The following is a 19,080-nucleotide window of genomic DNA, read 5'->3' as shown; positions in this document are numbered from 1 at the left end:
TTTGCTGTTCAAATAAGTTGGGATCTCTCATGTTAAGTTATCGTCACGGTTATCACGCTGGCAATTATGCTGATGTACTCAAGCACACAATGCTGCTTCAAGTGCTTAAATTGATGCACAAAAAAGATAAGCCTATGGCCTATATTGACTCCCATGCTGGCGCGGGAGGTTATGCGTTAACTGATGAGTTTTCGAAGAAAACGGGTGAATACTTAGATGGTGTCGCCAAACTTTGGGAACGAGATGATTTACCTGAACCTTTGCAGCAGTATATTGAAGATGTAAAACACTTTAATCAAGGTGAAGAAGAGTTAGCGTTTTACCCAGGCTCACCGGCTTTTATTGACATGAACATGCGCGAAAAAGATCGCATGGTATTGCATGAATTACACGGCACCGACTTTACTTCATTAGATGAGCAATTTAGTAACGACCGACATGTTCGCGTGATTAAAGGTGATGGTTTAAAAGGTTTGATTGCTGCAGTGCCACCACTAGAGCGCCGTGCTGTCGCGCTGATCGACCCAAGCTATGAAATGAAAACAGACTATCAAGATGTTGCTCATGCCATCATCAAAGCCCATAAACGTTTTGCAACGGGTGTTTATATGCTTTGGTATCCAGTTGTAGATAGAGCGCAAACAGAAGCGATGCTAAAGATTTTGACTGACAGTGGCATTAAGCATCAACTGCGAATTGAACAGTCAATTACTCCTGATAATAATGTGTTTGGCATGACAGCAGCGGGCTTATGGGTGATTAATCCACCATGGAAATTAGATATCGCGGCTAAAGAAACCTTAGACTATTTAGAGCGCTGTCTTGGTAAAAGTGGCGGTAAAACCGTAGTGAAATTAGAAGTGCCAGAATAATTAGCGACAAAATAATTTAGCACTCAACAAAAAGCCCACGTAATTTTAATTGCATGGGCTTTTTAGTTTCAACTTTTAGCTTCAAAATAGTGATATCAACTTGCTAATCGCCATTTAACGTCCGAGAAAGAGCACCTAATATCGCACTAAAAAAACCAGCACTGACATCCTTACGGGTATTATTACTCGATGTCTGACTTTGGGGGCGAGACTCCTCAACTTCCCTCTTTTCAGCATTTTCATATGCACCAATAACAAAGTCGTTAGCTGCATTTGAAGCCGTTCGTGCGGAACACGCTGTAAGTAACGGTACTAACAGACACGCCAATAAAATCCTTTTGTTCTTCATCATCCTTAACCCTTAAACTTAAACTTAAAATTAGCCCTTAATCTTAATCATTAAATTACTTTAAAAAACGCACCAGCCGCTCCAGGAAATACCACAGGGCTAGTGTTGCCGTCTTTACCTACGGCAGCTACGCCATAAAGATAATTATCTATGACCATATTCTTTAGTATAAATTCACTCACATTGCCAACAAAACGGCTATGAGTCCATTCTGATTCTGTGGTTAAGCGCCAATAAACACGATAGCCCACCACAGCTTTATCTTTACTGGCATCCCACTGTATTTTAGTGTTTGGCTGCATAATGCCTTCAATCTTCACCCCCGTTGGCGGCGCAGGCGCCCATGCCATTGAAGCCAAACTGATCGCATTTAATGCTGTTAACTTAGCATTAAAGTCAAAATCGACTCCTTCAATCACATCGCCATATTCAATGCCATTTTCAGTGCGTAAGTCTTGGTGTTGACGGTCGTAATGTTCATTGGTTTCCATCACTCGAACCGCTGGTAAACCCGCTTTGTTAAAGGGCAAGTGGTGTCCACCACGGCCAAAACGATCTAGACGATAAACCAGCATTACATCTAAGTTGGTCATGTACTGATCTGCTAAGGATTTAATGTTACGAGCTAAATTACGCGATGCAGAATCATTTTCGCCACCACTAAAATAACGCTCTTTCGCTTCTTCTTTGGTTTCAGCAATACGCACACCTTCAGAAAACACTCTAACGGTTGAATTATTGATAACGCCATTTATACCAGCAATATTGCCTATCATGTCGTTATTCAACACAGCTTGAACCTGCCAATCATGCTTATTAGCATAATTAATCAGTACATCGCCGCCATATAAGCCTTGTTCTTCTCCTGAAAGCGCTGCATAAACAATCGTGCCATTAAATTGGTATTGCGATAATACGCGCGCAGCTTCTAACGCACCTGCCACGCCCGAGGCATTATCGTTCGCACCTGGTGAATCTGAAGTAAAGTCCATCGGGTCGGTAACCCGTGAGTCAATATCACCACTCATCATCACTACACGATTGGGATCTGTTTTACCTCTTTGTATTGCAAATACATTGACCACTTCAGTGGGTTCAGGAATACGTTTACCGCTAACGGTTTCTCCTACCATCACCACTTCAAGGCAGCCGCCACAATCAGCAGAAATACGCTCAAACTCGTCTTTAATCCAGCGTCTTGCCGCGCCAATCCCACGGCTATCTGACTGAGTTTCAGACAAAGTATGACGTGTGCCAAAACTCACCAGTTTAGCCACATCATCATGTAGTCGTTCGGCTTTTGGCGCTGTGGCAATATCGTATAAACGCAGATCTTCTTGCGAAGGTGCTGGCGCGGCGCTCGCTCCAAAACTGATTAATGACATCAGTCCGAAAACTGATGCAGCTGTTTTAGTTAACTGTAATTGTGGTTTCATAGTTTCCTCTAACTTTGCAGTGCAGCGCGATAACGTTTTAAGAGTATTTTGACTCGCTCTACATAGGCTTGTGTTTCAGGATAAGGCGGTATGCCTTGGTATTTACTTACTGTTGTTGGGCCAGCGTTATAAGCGGCGCAAGCAAGATCAATATCATTATCAAACCGGTTGAGTAAGTAAGCTAAATATTGACTGCCGCCCCAAATATTTTGTTTGATATCAAAGGCATCACTAACGCCTAATTCTTTTGCCGTCGCAGGCATTAATTGCATTAGGCCAATAGCCCCCACTTTTGAGCGAGCTTTGGCATTAAAGGCTGACTCAGCATGAATGACCGCACGAATTAACGCAGGATCTAATTGAAACTGCTCAGCGGCATCGGTAACAAAATCGGCATGTTTAAAAGTAAATAATGGAATGCTATGCCAATCGACCTGGGAGTTGACCTGACACGCAAAACAATCATAAAGCAGCACTTCAAAGTCTACAGAGTCAGGCACTATGTTTGAAAACGTTGTAATACCACCTTGCTCATATTGATAAATTTTGCGCTTCGCTTTGGTTTTACCTTGAGATAAATTTGTTGTAGAAAAAGAAGCCGTTTTATTGGGTTTAACCCAAGCTTTTTTAGGCTTAGAAACCACTGATGTTGCCGGAGAAAGTTGAACACCTTTAGTTTCAATAACTTTAGTTTCAATAACTCTCGTTTCAAGAATTGGCGCTTCGACGACTTTAGGTTGTAACACCAACATGGGTTTTGGTGATTCACTTGCTAGTGCAACAACAGAAGGATGAAGCACTTGCTGCTTTTTCGGCTTTAACTGCAATCGACTTTCAACATCCTTTGTAGATGAATTTTGCGTTGGTAACACCACTATCGGCGCTAATAACACTTGCTGTGATTTAGTTTGCTTTACAGGCTCTAGCTGTACTTGAGCCACTTTGTTGGGTTTGATGTGTTCTGTCACTGATTGCGAAAACTGCTTTTGCGGCTTAACTGTTTCAACATAGTGATATTGCTTAGTTGGTTTAGATGACTGAGATGTCAGAGTTGGCTTAGATTCTTTTAGTGTATTTTCTTCAGGCGAATCGGTGAAGTTAATATCACCAACTACTGCAGTAGTTGGTGATAAGGTTAGCAAAGCCTTTTGCTGCTGTTTGCGCTCTAAATCAACTGCAGCAGGTTTCATACTGAGTTTTGTTTTAGGCGTTGTAGAGTCTGACGTAGCGCTATCATTCGCCAGCACAGGGTTGGTCATGACAGTTAATACTGCAATAAACATGCTTAAGCTTTTGATTAAAAACTGTATTTTTCTCATTATGTTTAAACTGTAAAATCCTAATGCTCAAGCTTATGAAGCTCTATTTCTTTATTATTCAAGGTAATACCGAGCTCAGTTCACCTATTGTTATTGTTCATAATAGTCATATTTTGAACCAAAGTTCACCTTTAATAGCGTAACAAGCAGTGTTTTTTTATTGCGCACTTTTTTACAATCCATTCAAAAACCGGATAAAAAGAAGGGGTTAAACCAGTAAAAAAAGCAACTTTACAATTAACAGTCAATGAATTGCTTTATATACAACTAAATAATGAACACATCACCCACGAACTAAATTTTACCTTTAAATAACAGCACTATAACCACAAACTGTTGTGGGTGTTTTTTATACCAGCTTACAAAAAAATCATCACGATATAGGCTGTTTTATCTTGGTTGAGTTGTGATAAAGTTAACTTCAATGAATAATGGTTGTTAAGTTATTTTTATCAACTTTTTCATCGTTAATTTAAGCTTAATTTAAAATAAATACGCTAGGCTGTAACTTGGCAAAATCTCAAACACATAATAATTAAGCCAAGCTAAAGGGAAGATCATGACCACAACTCCATCAAATACGAGCCCAACCGGTAATGGCGCGCCGCCAAATAATCAGACACCTCAAGATATTGCTTCTAGTGGTGCTTTTGTAAAATTTCTTAATATTGTTGAGCGCTTAGGTAACCTGTTACCTCACCCAATTACCTTATTTGCCATGTTCTGTTTAGCCGTTATCGCTATGAGCGGTATTGCAGGTTATTTCGAGCTCACGGTCGCAGACCCTAGACCCATTGGTAGTTCAGGCCGAAGCGAAGATGGACTGATCCATGTCGTCAGCTTAATGAATGCTGAAGGTTTGAGAATGATTGTCTCAAACCTCGTCACTAACTTTACTGGCTTTACGCCACTAGGTACCGTACTTGTTGCCTTACTAGGTGTAGGTATTGCCGAACGCTCAGGACTACTTTCAGCCGCTATGCGTTTGTTAGTGATGGGCGCTTCTAAGCGTCTTGTGACACTCACGATTGTGTTTGCGGGTATTGTGTCTAACACAGCCTCAGAGTTAGGTTACGTCGTGCTTATCCCAATGGCTGCGATGATATTTCACTCCCTTGGTCGCCATCCATTAGCCGGTCTTGCTGCTGCCTTTGCAGGGGTATCGGGCGGTTATAGTGCCAACTTATTGTTAGGAACCGTCGATCCACTGCTTTCAGGTATTACCGAAGCGGCCGCTCAGATGATTGATCCTGAGTACATTGTTGGACCAGAAGTGAATTGGTACTTCATGTTCGTTTCCACCTTTTTAATCACCGGGTTAGGCGCATTAGTCACTGAAAAAATCGTTGAGCCTAAACTGGGGAAATATGACGTAGCTGAAGCCGCTGACGATTTATCAGAACAAAAAATGGATGTGGTGACAGCAGAAGAAAAACATGCGCTAAAAATGGCAGGTTTTTCTGTATTAGTCCTATCTGGCTTACTTGCTTTAACCATTGTTCCAGAATGGGGCGCACTTCGTAACCCTGAAACAGGGTTAGTCGCAGGTTCACCATTTCTGAAAGGGATTGTTGCATTCATCTTTATCGGCTTTGCTATTCCAGGCTTAGTTTACGGTAAAGTGGTCGGCAGCATGAAAAAAGACACTGATATCATTAATGCCATGTCTCACAGCATGAGCACCATGGGTATGTACATTGTGTTGGTTTTCTTTGCATCTCAATTTGTCGCATTCTTTAAATGGACAAACTTAGGCGCAGTGCTTGCGGTTACTGGCGCCGATGCATTGAGCAGCATAGGATTAACAGGCCCACTAGTGTTTGTATTGTTTATCATGCTATGTGGTTTTATTAACTTAATGCTAGGCAGTGCATCTGCACAATGGGCGGTGACTGCACCTATTTTTGTGCCTATGCTGATGCTTGTCGGTTATGCCCCTGAAACTATTCAGGCAGCATATCGTATTGGTGATTCGGTAACGAACCTTATCACCCCAATGATGAGTTACTTTGGACTTATTCTTGCGGTCGCAAGCCGTTATAAGAAGAATCTAGGAATTGGTACACTGATCGCTACCATGTTGCCATACTCTATCGTGTTCTTTATTGGCTGGACTCTGTTCTTCTTCCTATGGGTATTCGTGCTTGGCTTCCCTGTAGGCCCTGGTGCTGCAACTTACTACACACCATAGAAAAGTGTGAAAACGCCTTAAAGTCAATGATAGCAATCAGCTGTCATTGGCTTTTTTATTGCTCCAGTAAATTCACTAGCTCTTGTTCATATTGAGAAGTCTGCTCCAAATTAAACCCAGTATGTTGCTGCACGAGTTCTCCTTGGCGATTGAAGATAAAGCTACTTGGCATCCCTTTTAAGCCAAATAGTCTTGCGACTTCACTTTCGGGATCATAACGAATCGTAAATTGTGCTGGTAACTGTTCTAAAAATACTTGGGCTAATTCGACTTCAACATCTAGATTAATCGCCACAACAGCTAAGCCTTGCTGCTGATATTGCTCATGCATTTGATTCATCCATGGAAATGATTTTCTACATGGCCCACACCAAGATGACCAAAAATCCACATAAACGACTTTGCCTTTAAACTCGCTCAAGCTAACCTTATTACCTTCTACATCCTCCACAAGATGATTTAATGAGGGCGCCGCTGATGGTATTAATGGCGCAATCAACAGCAATATTCCGATTATCATTTTCATCGTTCACTCCAACATCCTACATCCTACATCCAACATCCAACACACATCCTTATTAATGCCAGTATCTTATAACTAAACTGATGACCATGTTACGTTTATCGGACACTATAAGGATCAGTATATTGCCTATTTGGACTTAACTATAATTTATGTTCGGACATAAAAAAGCCTGCATATTGCAGGCTTTTTAAGTGATAGTCAGTTAATACGATTAACTTTTCTCAGTGCTTTCCGATTCAGCTTCAGGCGGTTTATAGCCTTTACGCTCTTTTTTACTGAATATTCTCTCAACCACCACGAAGAACAGCGGGATTAAGAAGATACCAATAAAGGTTGAGCTCATCATGCCACCTAGTACACCAGTACCAAGTGCATTCTTACTACCAGAACCAACACCTGTACTGATTGCCAGTGGAACAACACCTAAACCAAATGCTAATGATGTCATCAAGATTGGACGCAAACGTACACGAACCGCATGCAATGTTGCCTCAATCAATCCTGCGCCTTTGTCGTAGAATTCTTTAGCAAATTCTACAATTAAGATCGCATTCTTGGTCGCAAGCCCCACTGTCGTCAGTAGGCCTACTTGGAAGAATACATCGTTCGGTAATCCACGACCGTTCATCGCTAATAATGCCCCGATAACCCCTAAAGGTACTACCAAGATAACCGCAAAGGGTACTGACCAACTTTCATATAGCGCCGCAAGTACTAAGAATACGACCAAAATGGATAAGGCATATAACGCAGGAGCTTGGTTGCCTGACAATCTTTCTTCATAAGATAGACCGTTCCACTCAATGCCGAATCCTGGTGGTAACTGCTTCACCATTTCTTCGAAATCATTCATAGCGTCACCAGTACTGTACCCAGGCATAGTGGCACCTTGAATATTGATTGCTGGTAAACCATTAAAACGTTGTAACTGAGGTGAACCAAACTCCCAAGTACCTGTGGTAAAGGCTGAGAAAGGTACCATTTCACCTTCTGAATTACGTACATACCAGCTATCTAAATCGCTAGGCTGCATACGGTATTCAGCTTCACCTTGAACGTATACTTTCTTCACTCGGCCACGGTCGATGAAATCATTGACGTATGAACCACCATAAGCGGTTGCCAGTACGCTGTTGACGTTATCAATATCGACACCTAAAGCGCGGATTTTGGCTTGATCAACATGGATTTCATACATCGGGGCGTCTTCTTGTCCATTTGGACGAACCCCCACAAGGTTTGGATTTTGCGCTGCCATACCCAGCAATTGGTTACGCGCTGCCACTAAGGCCTCGTGTCCTTGACCACCGCGATCTTGCAGATACATATCGAAACCATTCGATGTACCTAATTCGATTACTGCGGGCGGCACAAAGGCAAACACCAATGCTTCTTTCATTTGCATGAAGCGACCCATAGCACGGTTAGACAATGATTGAACATCTTGCCCTTCACCACGCTCGGCCCAGTCTTCAAGACCTACGAAAGCAATACCCATGTTTTGACCAGAACCCGCAAAACTGAAACCAGCTACGCTAAATACTGACTTAACGGTATCGCCTTCTTCATTTAGGTAATAGTCACTGACTTCTTCCAGTACTTTAATGGTACTTTCTTGAGTCGAGTTGGTTGGCAAAATGGCTTGAGTGAACAAGATACCTTGGTCTTCATCAGGCAAGAATGCTGTTGGCATACGCATGAAAATCCATGCCGTAGCAATCACAAGTACAAGATATACACCCATCATTCGAACGGTACGTTTCAGGATAGCCGCAACGCTGGCTTCATAACGCGATGTTAACTTGTCAAAGCTGCGGTTAAACCAACCGAAGAAGCCTTTATTCGTGTGAGTATGGCCTTTTGGAATAGGCTTAAGCATGGTGGCACAAAGTGCTGGAGTTAAGATCATCGCAATCAATACAGATAATGCCATCGCTGACACAATCGTAATCGAGAACTGACGGTAAATAACACCCGTTGAGCCTGACATAAATGCCATTGGAACAAATACAGCCGATAAGGTTAAACCAATACCAATTAGTGCACCGGTGATCTGGTCCATCGATTTTCGGGTAGCTTCGAGTGGACTGAGCCCCTCTTCGGACATGACCCGCTCGACGTTTTCCACCACCACGATGGCATCATCCACCAGTAGACCGATGGCCAGTACCATTGCAAACATGGTCAAGGTATTAATCGAGAAACCTGTCGCTGATAAAATCGCGAAAGTACCAAGCAATACAACAGGAACCGCAATCGTCGGAATAAGCGTTGCTCTGAAGTTCTGCAGGAACAGATACATAATCAAGAACACTAAAACAACCGCTTCAATCAGAGTATGTACAACACCCTCAATTGATTTCTCAACGAATGGTGTCGTGTCATATGGATAGTAAATTTCTAAACTATCAGGGAAGTAAGTTTTTAATTCATCTAACTTTTCACGCACGTTTTTCGCAGTATCGAGTGCGTTAGCACCTGTTGCTAACTGAACACCAACACCTGATGCTGGCTTACCGTTATAAAATGATTCAACAGAATAACTTTCAGAACCTAGCTCAACTCGTGCGACATCATTTAGATAAACGTTTGCACCTGATGAATCAGATTTAAGAATAATTTCACGGAATTGTTCAGGCGTTTGTAGACGACTTTGCGCTGTTACTGTTGCATTTAACTCTTGACCTGCAACCGATGGCGCACCACCTAATTGACCCGCTGAAACTTGAGCATTTTGCTCTTGAATCGCAGCCATGACATCAATACTGGTCAGGTTATATTGGGTAAGTTTAAGCGGGTCTAGCCATATACGCATTGCATACTGGGCACCAAATAACTGGATTTCACCTACGCCAGGTACACGGCTTAATGGATCTTGAATGTTGGCAGCAACATAATCCGCGATGTCGCCTTTTTCTAAAGAGCCATCTTCAGATACAAATGCTGCAACCATCAAGAAGCCAGCACTTGATTTAACAACGTTAACCCCTTGAGACTGCACTTCTTGAGGTAACAAAGTCATCGCTGCTTGCAGCTTATTTTGCACCTGTACTTGGGCAATATCGGGGTCTGCTTCAGCATTAAACGTTAAGGTAATAGTCGCATTACCGAAACTGTCACTGCTAGAAGCAATGTAGCGCAGATGGTCAATACCTGTCATACGCTGCTCAATAACCTGAGTTACTGTATCTTCCATGGTCTTTGCAGACGCACCTGGATAAAACGCAGTAATCTCTACGGTTGGTGGCGCAATACTTGGGTATTGTGCAACTGGAAGGTCTTTAATTGCTAAGACACCTGCCAGCATGATTAAGATTGAAATCACCCATGCAAAAATAGGGCGATCGATAAAGAAACGAGCCATAACGTTACCCTATTTAGTTTCAGTGGTTGCTTTAGTCGCTGACAATACTTGTGGAGTTACTTCCGATCCGTGGCGAATTTTTTGTAAGCCTTCAACAATCAATTTATCGCCAGTTTTCAAACCTTCAGTGATACGCCATTGGTGATTAATCACTTCAGCAGTTGTCACAACACGCGTTTCAACTTTATTGCCTTCACCAACAACCATCGCCACTGCTTCGCCTTTGGTATTACGTGAAATGGCTTTTTGCGGAACTAAAATCGCTTTAGGATCTTGACCAGCATTCAAAATCGCACGTACATACATACCAGGCAGCAATACACCATCAGGGTTAGGGAATTCAGCACGTAAGGTCACTGAACCTGTTGCTTCATCAACACTGACTTCAGCAAACTGTAACGTACCAATCTGCTCGTAAGTGCTGCCATCTTCAAGAATAAGCTTTACTTCGGCATTTTCACTTTGCTGTAATTTACCTGCTTTCAGCTTTGCTTTTAAACGAAGTAACTGGGCACTTGATTGAGCGATATCAACATTGATTGGATCAAGTTGCTGAATTTTAGCTAAAATCGTTGATTGGTTAGCAGTAACCAATGCACCAGGAGTCACACTTGATTTACCGATGCGGCCAGAAATAGGCGCTTTAACTTCAGTATATTCAAGGTTAATGTTGGCAGTGTTAATCGCAGCTTTGGCCACTGTCACATTCGCAATCGCTTCTTTATAAGCGGCATCTGCTTCATCAAAGTCTTGCTTACTAATGGCATTGGTTTGCACAAGTGCAGCATAACGATCAGCCGTTGCTTTTGCTGAACCTAAAGCTGCATTGGCGCTTGCTAAGTCAGCTTCTGCACTGATTAACGCAGCTTTATATGTTGCTGAGTCAATTTGATACAGTGATTGACCGGCTTCAACATCTTTGCCTTCAACAAAACCACGATTAGTGATAATGCCAGATACCTGCGGACGTACTTCAGCTTCTAAAAAAGCACGACTACGACCAGGTAGCTCAACTTGAATAGCTTGAGATTGCTCAGTCACACTCAACACTCCAACTGGAACGGGAGGTGCTTTTTGCTGGGTTTGAGCCTTATCGGCTTGACCACAAGCGGTAATCCATAAAGCCGCAGTGATTACTGAGGCTATTTTCAGTGCTTTGTGCATGACTGTTCTTACTCCTAATGACATCATCAGTAACCATTCGCTTCATTGCGTAACAGTTGCTAAATAGCGATATTCCTAACGTTTTAATTTACTTACTTTTTGATGGGCACTGTTATCGCACACCCATATAAACTCAACAACCATTTAAAATATTATAAATTGTAAACAAATAATAAACTTAGCTGACTTGTTTCGGGTTTGTTAACTGATTTGTGTCAACAAAAAATACAACCCTTTTATGTTGCAAAAACGTTACATTGAAACAGGCTATAAAAACACCAATATACAACATAACGTTAAAATAAATGCATATGAAATAGTATATTGTTTGGTTTAATTTAGGTTAAACCAAATATTTTCCTATTTTCTTACAAAAATTTACTGTGACTGCAAAACCAACTCTTCATTGGCAAGCATCTCACGCCACCACCGTGATTTAACTGTAGGCGCTTTCAAGCTAATCGCCTCACCAAACACAGGAGTAATCACATTTACATTGGCTTTTTCACCTAATGCCACAATACGCTCCAATGGTTCAAACCAATCATGTAATGCTAAATCAAAGGTGCCATTATGAATTGGTAACATGGCTTTTTGATTAAACAGTTCGCCATTTAAATCAATGTGCGCCTGTAAACTTTGTTCAGGAAGCATATGGATCTCACTCCACATTTCATTATAGGCACCCGTTTCAATCATGGTGAGATCAAATGGTCCGTATCTTTCACCGATTTCCTTGAAACCAGAAAAATAACCACCGTCACCACTAAAAAATAGCTTACTTTGCTGACCTTGGATCACCCAACTCGCCCATAAAGTCGCATCTCGATCAAATAGCCCGCGCCCAGAAAAATGCTGAGCTGGTGTGGCGACTAAGGTTAACTCACCTAACGTCAACTCATCCCACCAAGCTAACTGTGTCACTTTGCTTGGCTCAATACCCCACTCAATTAAGTGATCGCCAACTTTTTGGGGCGTCACAAAATGCTCAACCTTATCTTCAAGTGCAATCACGGCTGCTTTATCAAGATGATCATAATGGTCATGACTAATAATGACCGTCTTTATAGGGGGTAATTGTTCAATATTTATCGGAGACTGATGAAAACGTTTTGGCCCCGCCCATTGAACAGGTGATGCCCTTTGACTAAACACAGGATCTAAAAGGATATATTCACCATCAAGGCGAATAAGTAAGGTGGAATGGCCAAGTCTAAAAATTTCATCTTCTGTAGAAAAAGTTAAACTAACAGCAGTCATAGGTTTAACTGGTACGTCTACTTCTGGGACTGGATGCAGTCTTTTAGTGGTCATATAGCTTTTAGCAATACTCCATATATCACTTAAACCTGACTGGTACTGAATATCGCTATTTTGGTATTTAGGTGTCTCTGTTTTATCAGCACCCAAAAATGACTTAATTGACAACCCCATCACTACGACCCCTATCAAGACAAGTAAATATTTCATTCATACCACCAAAAAGTAAACTACACGGTGCAGTTTATTAAACTTATATTGAAAAGTAAACTGCTCAGTGTAGAATATCCCGCAGAAGATGATTTGAGACCTAACGATGACCACTGAAAAAATGACCTTAAGCCAAAAAAAGCGCATCGCGATTATTGAAGCAGCCAAAATCACCTTTACTGAATTTGGTGTAGCAGCAACAAGCATGGATAAATTAGCGGAAGTCGCCAAAGTATCTAAGCGCACGGTTTACAATCATTTTGAAACTAAAGAAGCCATTGTCATGACATTAATGGCTGATCTGTGGGAACGTTCAATCAATCATAATGTCGCTAAATATCAGCTTGATGTTCCGCTACACCAGCAGTTAACGGACTTAGTACTCACTGAGATTAACTTCATCAACAGTAATGAATATATCGAGTTAACGCGCATGGCAATGGGACACTTTTTCTATTGTCCACAAGAAATGAACCAAGAACTGATGCGAGTTAAAAATCAGGAAGGGGCGACTTTACGCTGGATAAGAGCGGCAATGGCAGATGGTAAACTCGAGATAAAAGATGAGAATGTTGCTTTAATGCAAATTCACAGCCTGATTAAAGGACCATGCTTTTGGCCTCAAGTGCTGCAATTTTCAAAACAACTCACTGAGGCAGAGCTGCAGGAAATAGCGTCAGAAGTCGCGTTGATGTTTTTATGTCGCTATGAAACGAAACCCAGTTAAACTCGGTTATCACCTACACTCAGCGAAATAATCCGACTAATGTGTGCAAGGCTTAAGCCTGATTCTTGCTGCCAATGATTAAAAGCGGCTTGCGCTTGGCGTAAAGCCGTTTGTGACGTAAATCCAGCATCAACAACCTGAGTTGCTTTAAGGTATGACTGTACGTCACTGGTCAATAAAAACGTATCTTTACCAACATTGCGTAAAAAGTATGGCCCAGTATTCCCGCCTAAACGGCTACCTTTCTTTTTTAGAGCTTGCCACAGACCAGTAATATCCTCTTCAGGCCAGTTAGCAATAAACTCCGCAAAGCTACCGTGTTCCGCAGCAATCTGTTGGATCATGTAAGCATTATCGACAATCGACTGGGTTTTCTTTTGATGACGAATGAGTGTCGCATCTGATGCTCTTTGCTGGATTTGATCCGGTGACAACATCAATACTTTGAGTGGCTCAAAGTCAAAGAAGGCTGTTTCGTACGCTGGCCATTTATTTTCAACAACCCGCCATACAAAACCACTCTGAAACACTTGCTTGCTCATCGCTGATAACAACTGAGCATCAGAAAACTGTCCAATTTCGTCGGTTTCTAAGGTGTGTGGCATCAATAAGCCTAACGACTTAGCACCGCCTTTTCGCTCAGCTGCACGATCAAAAATATCACTAAACTTCTCTAATGTTGCCACAGTCATTCCAGTCAATGTTGAGCCTAAATACCTATCATAAACCTTATGATGCTAAACTCAATTTAGGCGCTTGATTTTGTTCTTTCTTCACCTGTAAAAACGCTTTCCACTTAACTAATTCAGGTGGCATTTCAGGAGTGGGGCCTTCATAACCTGCTGCGGCCACTAATTCAGTAATAGGCACTTGTTTACCCTTACACACAAATACACCACGAACATGCATGATGCAGTGCAAACCTCTAGCAGTGACAAAGCGCTGCTCGATATAAAAGTATTTTTCATCCCAGCTGACAATTCTGGTTTCAATCTCAAACTTTTCCATCGGCTTAATGTCGCGGAAAAAAGTAAATTCCGACGCATTCACGATGGGTAGCCATTTCAGCTTTAATAGCTTTTTCATTATGCCCATTTCGGCAATCATATGGGTACGCGCGAGATCCATAAACGCTGGATAGCGGGAGTTGGTTAAATGCATATTGATATCGCAATCAAGTGGCCATGCACGGTAACTAATACGACTGATATCTAAAAAGCCGATTTTTTTGGCTTTGCGATTACGCCAAAACATTAACCATATTAGACGGAAATATAAATTCATATACTACTACTCCTTTTGAGCGCATCAGGCTATCAGAGGTCATACCAGCTATCAAGTCCGTCACCTAAATTAACAAATCATAAAATAGAACACCTTATTACGAATTGAGCCCTGAAAAGTTCACCTACCAGAGTTGAATAAATAATTACCATCTCTGTGAGCATTAACACTTTTTTATCGCTACATTTTGGCTTACCATGACGGCGCTGTTTAATGCATAGGGCGTTAAGCAGATTATTTTAATTCTCAGGGCGGGGCGAAATTCCCCACCGGCGGTGATGCTATTTTACCTATATGTAGAGTTAGTTAAGCCCGCGAGCGCTCGATTTTTCGAGGTCAGCAGATTTGGTGACTGAAGTGTAATACTTCATATTCCAGAGCCGACGGTTATAGTCCGGATGAGAGAGAATAGAAATACACCAGTGAGCCTAGGGCTTACTGGTGTATTTCGTTTGGCGTAAAAACCCTCTTTAAAGCCCTGATTCTGGTATTTTTTAGGAGTTAACCATGAATCAGCTATCACTACTTGCGCCTTTTGGCGATCCTCTAGAACGTGTTGAAAAAGCCTTAGCTGCCTTAAGACAAGGTAATGGCGTATTGTTACTCGATGATGAAGATCGAGAAAACGAAGGCGATATTATCTATTCAGCTGAGCATCTTACCAGTCAGCAAATGGCATTAATGATCCGCGAATGCAGCGGTATCGTGTGTTTATGCTTAACGGATGCGCAAGCGAGCAAACTTGAATTACCGCCAATGGTTACTGATAACAATAGCGCTAATCAAACCGCATTTACGGTGTCAATTGAAGCTAAAGAAGGCGTCACTACCGGCGTATCTGCAGCCGATCGCGTGACAACAATCAAAACGGCTACTGCGGCAAATGCTAAAGCATCAGATTTAGCAAGACCTGGACATGTATTCCCATTGCGCGCTCGCGCAGGTGGTGTACTCACTCGTCGTGGTCATACCGAAGGCACGGTAGATTTAATGCAAATGGCAGGTTTACAGCCTTATGGCGTATTGTGTGAAGTTACTAACGAAGATGGCACGATGGCAAAAGCGCCTGAAATTGTCGCTTTTGGCTTAAAGCACAATATGCCAGTGCTCACCATTGAAGACATGGTGATGTACCGTCAGCAATATGATTTAAAACTCGCTTAAATAGAGCGACTGCGTACAAATAAGCCAAAAAAAGCGACTGAAACCAGTCGCTTTTTTCATTGAAATGGCATGCATGCTGGGGGGGTTACAAATCAATATAAAGTTGATTTAGTAAGGTTTTAATCTGCTGGTCATTCTCTTCAAACTTAATCCCTACATTGACCTTGCCGTCTTCAAATCGGCTATTACAAACTTTGGCAGGAATGCTAATTCCTTCGTCATTTGGATTGCGGATCATCACTATGATGTCCTTCTGACTCACTTTTAGGTTAGGGTTATCTGTTTTAAAAACAAAGCCACAGCCTTTAGGCGAAATGTCCGAAATAATGCCCTTTAATTGAGTGCCACGACTGGCATCATTTTCGTCTTTCGCTTGAATCGCGGCGGGCAAATGAGTGACATATCGTTGGTGAGTACGTAATTGCCGATTCTCAATTTGCTTCGGATATGAAAGGAAGATCAGTTTTTCAGGTAATTTGGTAATATTGCGGATGTTTGACTTGAATGCGTAACACTCGCCCTGCTGGCCTTCTAACAAGTAGCGCACCACCACGCCATTACCTTCAACAAACACATCGCTGTAGTTATTCATCTGCTGCGGTGCGGGATGTTTTAAGATGATGTACTTTCCTAACTCATAACCTACTAACGTTGCTTTGGTTCTAAATTTCACAGGAAAATCAATCTGCAAATCAACCGTTCGCCCTGGCGATAGGTTAAAAAAGATTTGTTGTTCTGGTGATGGCTGTTCGTTCAAAATAGAGTCCATTCAAATCATTCGATTATTTATTCGATATTATTTATTCGATAGTATTAGTTCTATCGTTGTTTTTATCGTAGCTTCCATCATAGTAATGTAACTTTCACGATAAAATAAGTTTATTTTGCAACCCAACTAGCTGCGATGGAATAAAAATAATAAAAGGCACCCTAGGGCGCCTCTTCATTTTTAGCATTTCTTAATACGTATAAATGGCTTACACGTAAAATAAGAGTAAATGCAACTTAGGCATTGATCCCAGAGTGACGCAATAATGCATCTGTATTAGGCTCACGACCCATAAAGCGCACAAATAAAGTCATTGGTTCTTCACTGCCGCCCATTTCTAGGATGTTATTCAAGAAGCTTTTACCCGTTTCTGGATTAAAAATACCTTCATCCTCAAAACGAGAAAATGCATCAGCTGACAGCACTTCAGCCCACTTGTAACTGTAATAGCCTGCGGCATATCCACCAGCAAAAATGTGTGCAAAACCATGTTGGAAACGATTGAACTCAGGAGGTACATTCACCGCAACCTGGCTACGTACTTCATCCAAAATGCCTTGAATATCAGCGCCCTTTTCAGCATTAAACTCATGATGCATTCTGAAATCAAACAGTGAGAATTCAAGCTGGCGCAACATCATCATGCCTGACTGGAAGTTCTTTGCTGCTAGCATCTTATCTAACAAGGCTTTTGGTAACTGTTCGCCGGTTTCAAAGTGACCAGAAATTTCAGCCAGTGCCTCTTCTTGCCAACACCAGTTTTCCATAAACTGACTTGGTAGCTCAACGGCATCCCAAGGTACGCCGTTAATGCCAGCAACACCGCCGACTTCAATTTGCGTCAACATATGGTGAATACCATGACCAAATTCATGGAATAAAGTGGTGACTTCATCATGGGTAAACAACGCGGGTTTACCATCGACTGGACCATTAAAGTTACACGTTAAGTAAGCAACGGGTTTTTGAAGACCAGAACTTGTTACACGACGGCCTCGACAATCATCCATCCATGCGCCGCCACGTTTACCGCTGCGGGCGTACAAATCTAAATAGAAGCTACCACGGTGAACCTTGTCAGCATCATAAATCTGGAAGAAGCGTACATCGTTATGCCAAGTATCCACGTCTTTTTGTTCTTCAATGCTCAAGCCGAATAAGCGTGACACGGTATAAAACAAACCTGATAAGACTTTGTCTTCAGGAAAATATGGACGCAGTAATTCTTGAGAAACTTCATATTTGTGCTGCTGTAATTTTTCAGCATAAAAACTTAAATCCCATGAAGCCATTTCAGTGACATCAAAGTGCTCTTTAGCAAAGGCTTTCAGTTCAGCGAGTTCTGCCTTTCCTTGCTCTTTTGAACGTAATGCTAATTCATTTAAGAATGATAAAACTTGGCTTGGGTCGTTGGCCATTTTAGTTGCCAAAGACTTATCTGCGTAGCTATCGAACCCAAGCAATTGCGCAAGCTCATGGCGTAAAGCTAAAATCTCATCCATATTGGCACTGTTATCAAACTCACCCGCATTCGGGCCTTGGTCTGATGCGCGAGTAACGAAAGCACGGTAGCACTCTTCACGTAACTCACGGTTTTCGCTGTAAGTCATTACTGGTAAATAGGAAGGGAAATCCAGCGTGAATAACCAACCTTGCTGCTGTTTATCCTCAGCCATTGCCTTTGCTGCAGCAATTGCTGAATCAGGTAATCCAGCCAATGCTGCCTCATCAGTGATCAATTTAGACCATGCTTCTGTCGCATCTAATAGTTGGTTTGAAAAGCTGCTAGTTAATTCCGATAAGCGTTTTACAATCTCACCATAACGTACTTTTTGCTCATCATTCAAACCAATGCCTGACAATTCAAAGTCACGTAAGCTTTGAGTTAATAAGGTTTTTTGCGGGGTCGTCAATTTTTCAAAATCTGCAGATTCTTGAATCGATTTATACGCTTGGTATAAACCTTCATGTTGACCAACGAACGTGCCGTACTCAGACAATAATGGTAAGCAAGCATCGTGTGCTTCGCGCCATTCATCTGTACTTGTCACTGAATTCATATGTGAAACTGGAGACCAAATTTTACTTAAGCGGTCATCGACTTCTTCAAGTGGCTCAATCAAGTTTTCCCAAGTGTATTGGTCAGTACTTGCCAATACTTGTTCAATTTTACTACGACAATCGGCAATCGCTTGCTCAACAGCTGGCTGAATATGCTCTGCTTTAATGGCTGAAAACTGCGGCAGTTCGCTTTGTTTAAGCAAAGGATTATCTAGCAATGGGTTGCTCATAGGTGATTCCTCGGGAAATAGGGTAATAATTGCCTGTTACACATTAATAAGGGCTCAAGTGATTGAATTCAAGTCTAGCTCTTTATTGAAGTAAGAATTAGCCCTCTGTTTAAATGGCATTGATTGGCATAAACATGGCTAATTTTTCTTCTAC

The 19,080-nt window shown here is 41.8% G+C and carries 15 protein-coding genes and 1 riboswitch; of the genes, 4 read left to right on the top strand and 11 right to left on the bottom strand.

From position 1 onward, the window contains the following. Window positions 1-29 precede the first annotated feature (29 nt). The gene (locus LMH66_RS13255) at window positions 30-872 is read left to right on the top strand and encodes a 23S rRNA (adenine(2030)-N(6))-methyltransferase RlmJ (RefSeq protein WP_229370588.1); all 843 of its coding nucleotides are present in this window, start codon (window positions 30-32) and stop codon (window positions 870-872) included. A 103-nt stretch (window positions 873-975) separates the two neighbouring features. On the opposite strand, the gene LMH66_RS13250 is transcribed toward LMH66_RS13255, so the two are convergent. The 3 genes from LMH66_RS13250 to LMH66_RS20575 are packed head-to-tail and all read right to left on the bottom strand — an operon-like array spanning window position 976 to window position 3,940. Then, window positions 976-1,224 (bottom strand): hypothetical protein, encoded by a 249-nt coding sequence (locus LMH66_RS13250; protein WP_229370586.1) that lies wholly within the window; start codon window positions 1,222-1,224, stop codon window positions 976-978. Between the two features lie 47 nt (window positions 1,225-1,271). After that, the gene (locus LMH66_RS13245; RefSeq protein ID WP_420709422.1) at window positions 1,272-2,657 is read right to left on the bottom strand and encodes a M28 family peptidase; all 1,386 of its coding nucleotides are present in this window, start codon (window positions 2,655-2,657) and stop codon (window positions 1,272-1,274) included. Between the two features lie 8 nt (window positions 2,658-2,665). Further along, the gene (locus LMH66_RS20575; RefSeq protein ID WP_229370584.1) at window positions 2,666-3,940 is read right to left on the bottom strand and encodes a lytic transglycosylase domain-containing protein; all 1,275 of its coding nucleotides are present in this window, start codon (window positions 3,938-3,940) and stop codon (window positions 2,666-2,668) included. Window positions 3,941-4,535: 595 nt separating this feature from the next. On the opposite strand from LMH66_RS20575, the gene LMH66_RS13235 reads away from it, so the two are divergent. Further along, entirely contained in the window at window positions 4,536-6,167 is a 1,632-nt protein-coding gene (locus tag LMH66_RS13235; protein WP_229370582.1) for an AbgT family transporter, read from the top strand. Window positions 6,168-6,222: 55 nt separating this feature from the next. Here the strand turns inward: LMH66_RS13235 and LMH66_RS13230 are convergent, their stop codons facing one another. From LMH66_RS13230 to LMH66_RS13215, 4 genes are all read right to left on the bottom strand, one after another. Beyond that, the gene (locus tag LMH66_RS13230; protein WP_229370576.1) at window positions 6,223-6,693 is read right to left on the bottom strand and encodes a TlpA disulfide reductase family protein; all 471 of its coding nucleotides are present in this window, start codon (window positions 6,691-6,693) and stop codon (window positions 6,223-6,225) included. A gap of 211 nt (window positions 6,694-6,904) precedes the next feature. Continuing rightward, window positions 6,905-10,057: an efflux RND transporter permease subunit gene (locus LMH66_RS13225; RefSeq protein WP_229370573.1), complete on the bottom strand. Its 3,153-nt coding sequence runs from the start codon at window positions 10,055-10,057 to the stop codon at window positions 6,905-6,907. A 9-nt stretch (window positions 10,058-10,066) separates the two neighbouring features. Beyond that, on the bottom strand, window positions 10,067-11,221 hold the full coding sequence (locus tag LMH66_RS13220) for an efflux RND transporter periplasmic adaptor subunit (RefSeq protein WP_229370571.1): 1,155 nt from the start codon (window positions 11,219-11,221) through the stop codon (window positions 10,067-10,069). A 378-nt stretch (window positions 11,222-11,599) separates the two neighbouring features. Then, a complete protein-coding gene (locus LMH66_RS13215) occupies window positions 11,600-12,691 on the bottom strand; it encodes an MBL fold metallo-hydrolase (protein ID WP_229370569.1) in 1,092 nt (363 codons plus the stop codon). 106 nt (window positions 12,692-12,797) lie between these two features. On the opposite strand from LMH66_RS13215, the gene LMH66_RS13210 reads away from it, so the two are divergent. After that, on the top strand, window positions 12,798-13,418 hold the full coding sequence (locus LMH66_RS13210; protein WP_229370567.1) for a TetR/AcrR family transcriptional regulator: 621 nt from the start codon (window positions 12,798-12,800) through the stop codon (window positions 13,416-13,418). Here the strand turns inward: LMH66_RS13210 and LMH66_RS13205 are convergent. Together LMH66_RS13205 and LMH66_RS13200 are read right to left on the bottom strand one after the other, a co-directional pair. After that, window positions 13,415-14,104, bottom strand: coding sequence for a DNA-3-methyladenine glycosylase I (locus LMH66_RS13205; RefSeq protein ID WP_229370603.1), 690 nt, complete (start codon window positions 14,102-14,104; stop codon window positions 13,415-13,417). The two genes, LMH66_RS13210 and LMH66_RS13205, sit on opposite strands and share 4 nt — an antisense overlap. 43 nt (window positions 14,105-14,147) lie before the next feature. Further along, complete coding sequence (locus LMH66_RS13200; protein WP_102526984.1) at window positions 14,148-14,702, bottom strand: thioesterase family protein; 555 nt, start codon at window positions 14,700-14,702, stop codon at window positions 14,148-14,150. Window positions 14,703-14,940: 238 nt separating this feature from the next. Continuing rightward, window positions 14,941-15,116: riboswitch (FMN riboswitch) on the top strand. A gap of 93 nt (window positions 15,117-15,209) precedes the next feature. Here LMH66_RS13200 and ribB point away from each other — a divergent pair. Next, entirely contained in the window at window positions 15,210-15,866 is a 657-nt protein-coding gene (gene ribB / locus LMH66_RS13195) for a 3,4-dihydroxy-2-butanone-4-phosphate synthase (protein ID WP_229370566.1), read from the top strand. An 85-nt stretch (window positions 15,867-15,951) separates the two neighbouring features. Here ribB and LMH66_RS13190 read toward each other — a convergent pair whose 3' ends face one another. Beyond that, entirely contained in the window at window positions 15,952-16,635 is a 684-nt protein-coding gene (locus LMH66_RS13190) for a PilZ domain-containing protein (protein ID WP_102526989.1), read from the bottom strand. Window positions 16,636-16,871: 236 nt separating this feature from the next. Further along, a complete protein-coding gene (gene prlC / locus LMH66_RS13185) occupies window positions 16,872-18,926 on the bottom strand; it encodes an oligopeptidase A (protein WP_229370565.1) in 2,055 nt (684 codons plus the stop codon). Window positions 18,927-19,080 lie beyond the last annotated feature (154 nt).

This window comes from Shewanella sp. 10N.7, from assembly GCF_020806285.1.
GTDB classification, from domain to species: Bacteria; Pseudomonadota; Gammaproteobacteria; order Enterobacterales; family Shewanellaceae; genus Shewanella; species Shewanella electrodiphila.
Note: the sequence above shows the minus strand (reverse complement) of the source record. Positions and strands in the feature narration are given on the sequence as shown.

What these genes read in the sequence shown, in the direction of transcription:
- LMH66_RS13220 (WP_229370571.1), bottom strand. Translation starts at nt 11,221, where the DNA reads ATGCACAAAGCACTGAAAATAGCCTCAGTAATCACTGCGGCTTTATGG.
- LMH66_RS13210 (WP_229370567.1), top strand. Translation starts at nt 12,798, where the DNA reads ATGACCACTGAAAAAATGACCTTAAGCCAAAAAAAGCGCATCGCGATT.
- LMH66_RS13200 (WP_102526984.1), bottom strand. Translation starts at nt 14,702, where the DNA reads ATGAATTTATATTTCCGTCTAATATGGTTAATGTTTTGGCGTAATCGC.
- LMH66_RS13190 (WP_102526989.1), bottom strand. Translation starts at nt 16,635, where the DNA reads ATGGACTCTATTTTGAACGAACAGCCATCACCAGAACAACAAATCTTT.
- LMH66_RS20575 (WP_229370584.1), bottom strand. Translation starts at nt 3,940, where the DNA reads ATGTTTATTGCAGTATTAACTGTCATGACCAACCCTGTGCTGGCGAAT.
- LMH66_RS13235 (WP_229370582.1), top strand. Translation starts at nt 4,536, where the DNA reads ATGACCACAACTCCATCAAATACGAGCCCAACCGGTAATGGCGCGCCG.
- LMH66_RS13230 (WP_229370576.1), bottom strand. Translation starts at nt 6,693, where the DNA reads ATGAAAATGATAATCGGAATATTGCTGTTGATTGCGCCATTAATACCA.
- LMH66_RS13225 (WP_229370573.1), bottom strand. Translation starts at nt 10,057, where the DNA reads ATGGCTCGTTTCTTTATCGATCGCCCTATTTTTGCATGGGTGATTTCA.
- LMH66_RS13255 (WP_229370588.1), top strand. Translation starts at nt 30, where the DNA reads ATGTTAAGTTATCGTCACGGTTATCACGCTGGCAATTATGCTGATGTA.
- LMH66_RS13250 (WP_229370586.1), bottom strand. Translation starts at nt 1,224, where the DNA reads ATGATGAAGAACAAAAGGATTTTATTGGCGTGTCTGTTAGTACCGTTA.
- LMH66_RS13245 (WP_420709422.1), bottom strand. Translation starts at nt 2,657, where the DNA reads ATGAAACCACAATTACAGTTAACTAAAACAGCTGCATCAGTTTTCGGA.
- prlC (WP_229370565.1), bottom strand. Translation starts at nt 18,926, where the DNA reads ATGAGCAACCCATTGCTAGATAATCCTTTGCTTAAACAAAGCGAACTG.
- ribB (WP_229370566.1), top strand. Translation starts at nt 15,210, where the DNA reads ATGAATCAGCTATCACTACTTGCGCCTTTTGGCGATCCTCTAGAACGT.
- LMH66_RS13215 (WP_229370569.1), bottom strand. Translation starts at nt 12,691, where the DNA reads ATGAAATATTTACTTGTCTTGATAGGGGTCGTAGTGATGGGGTTGTCA.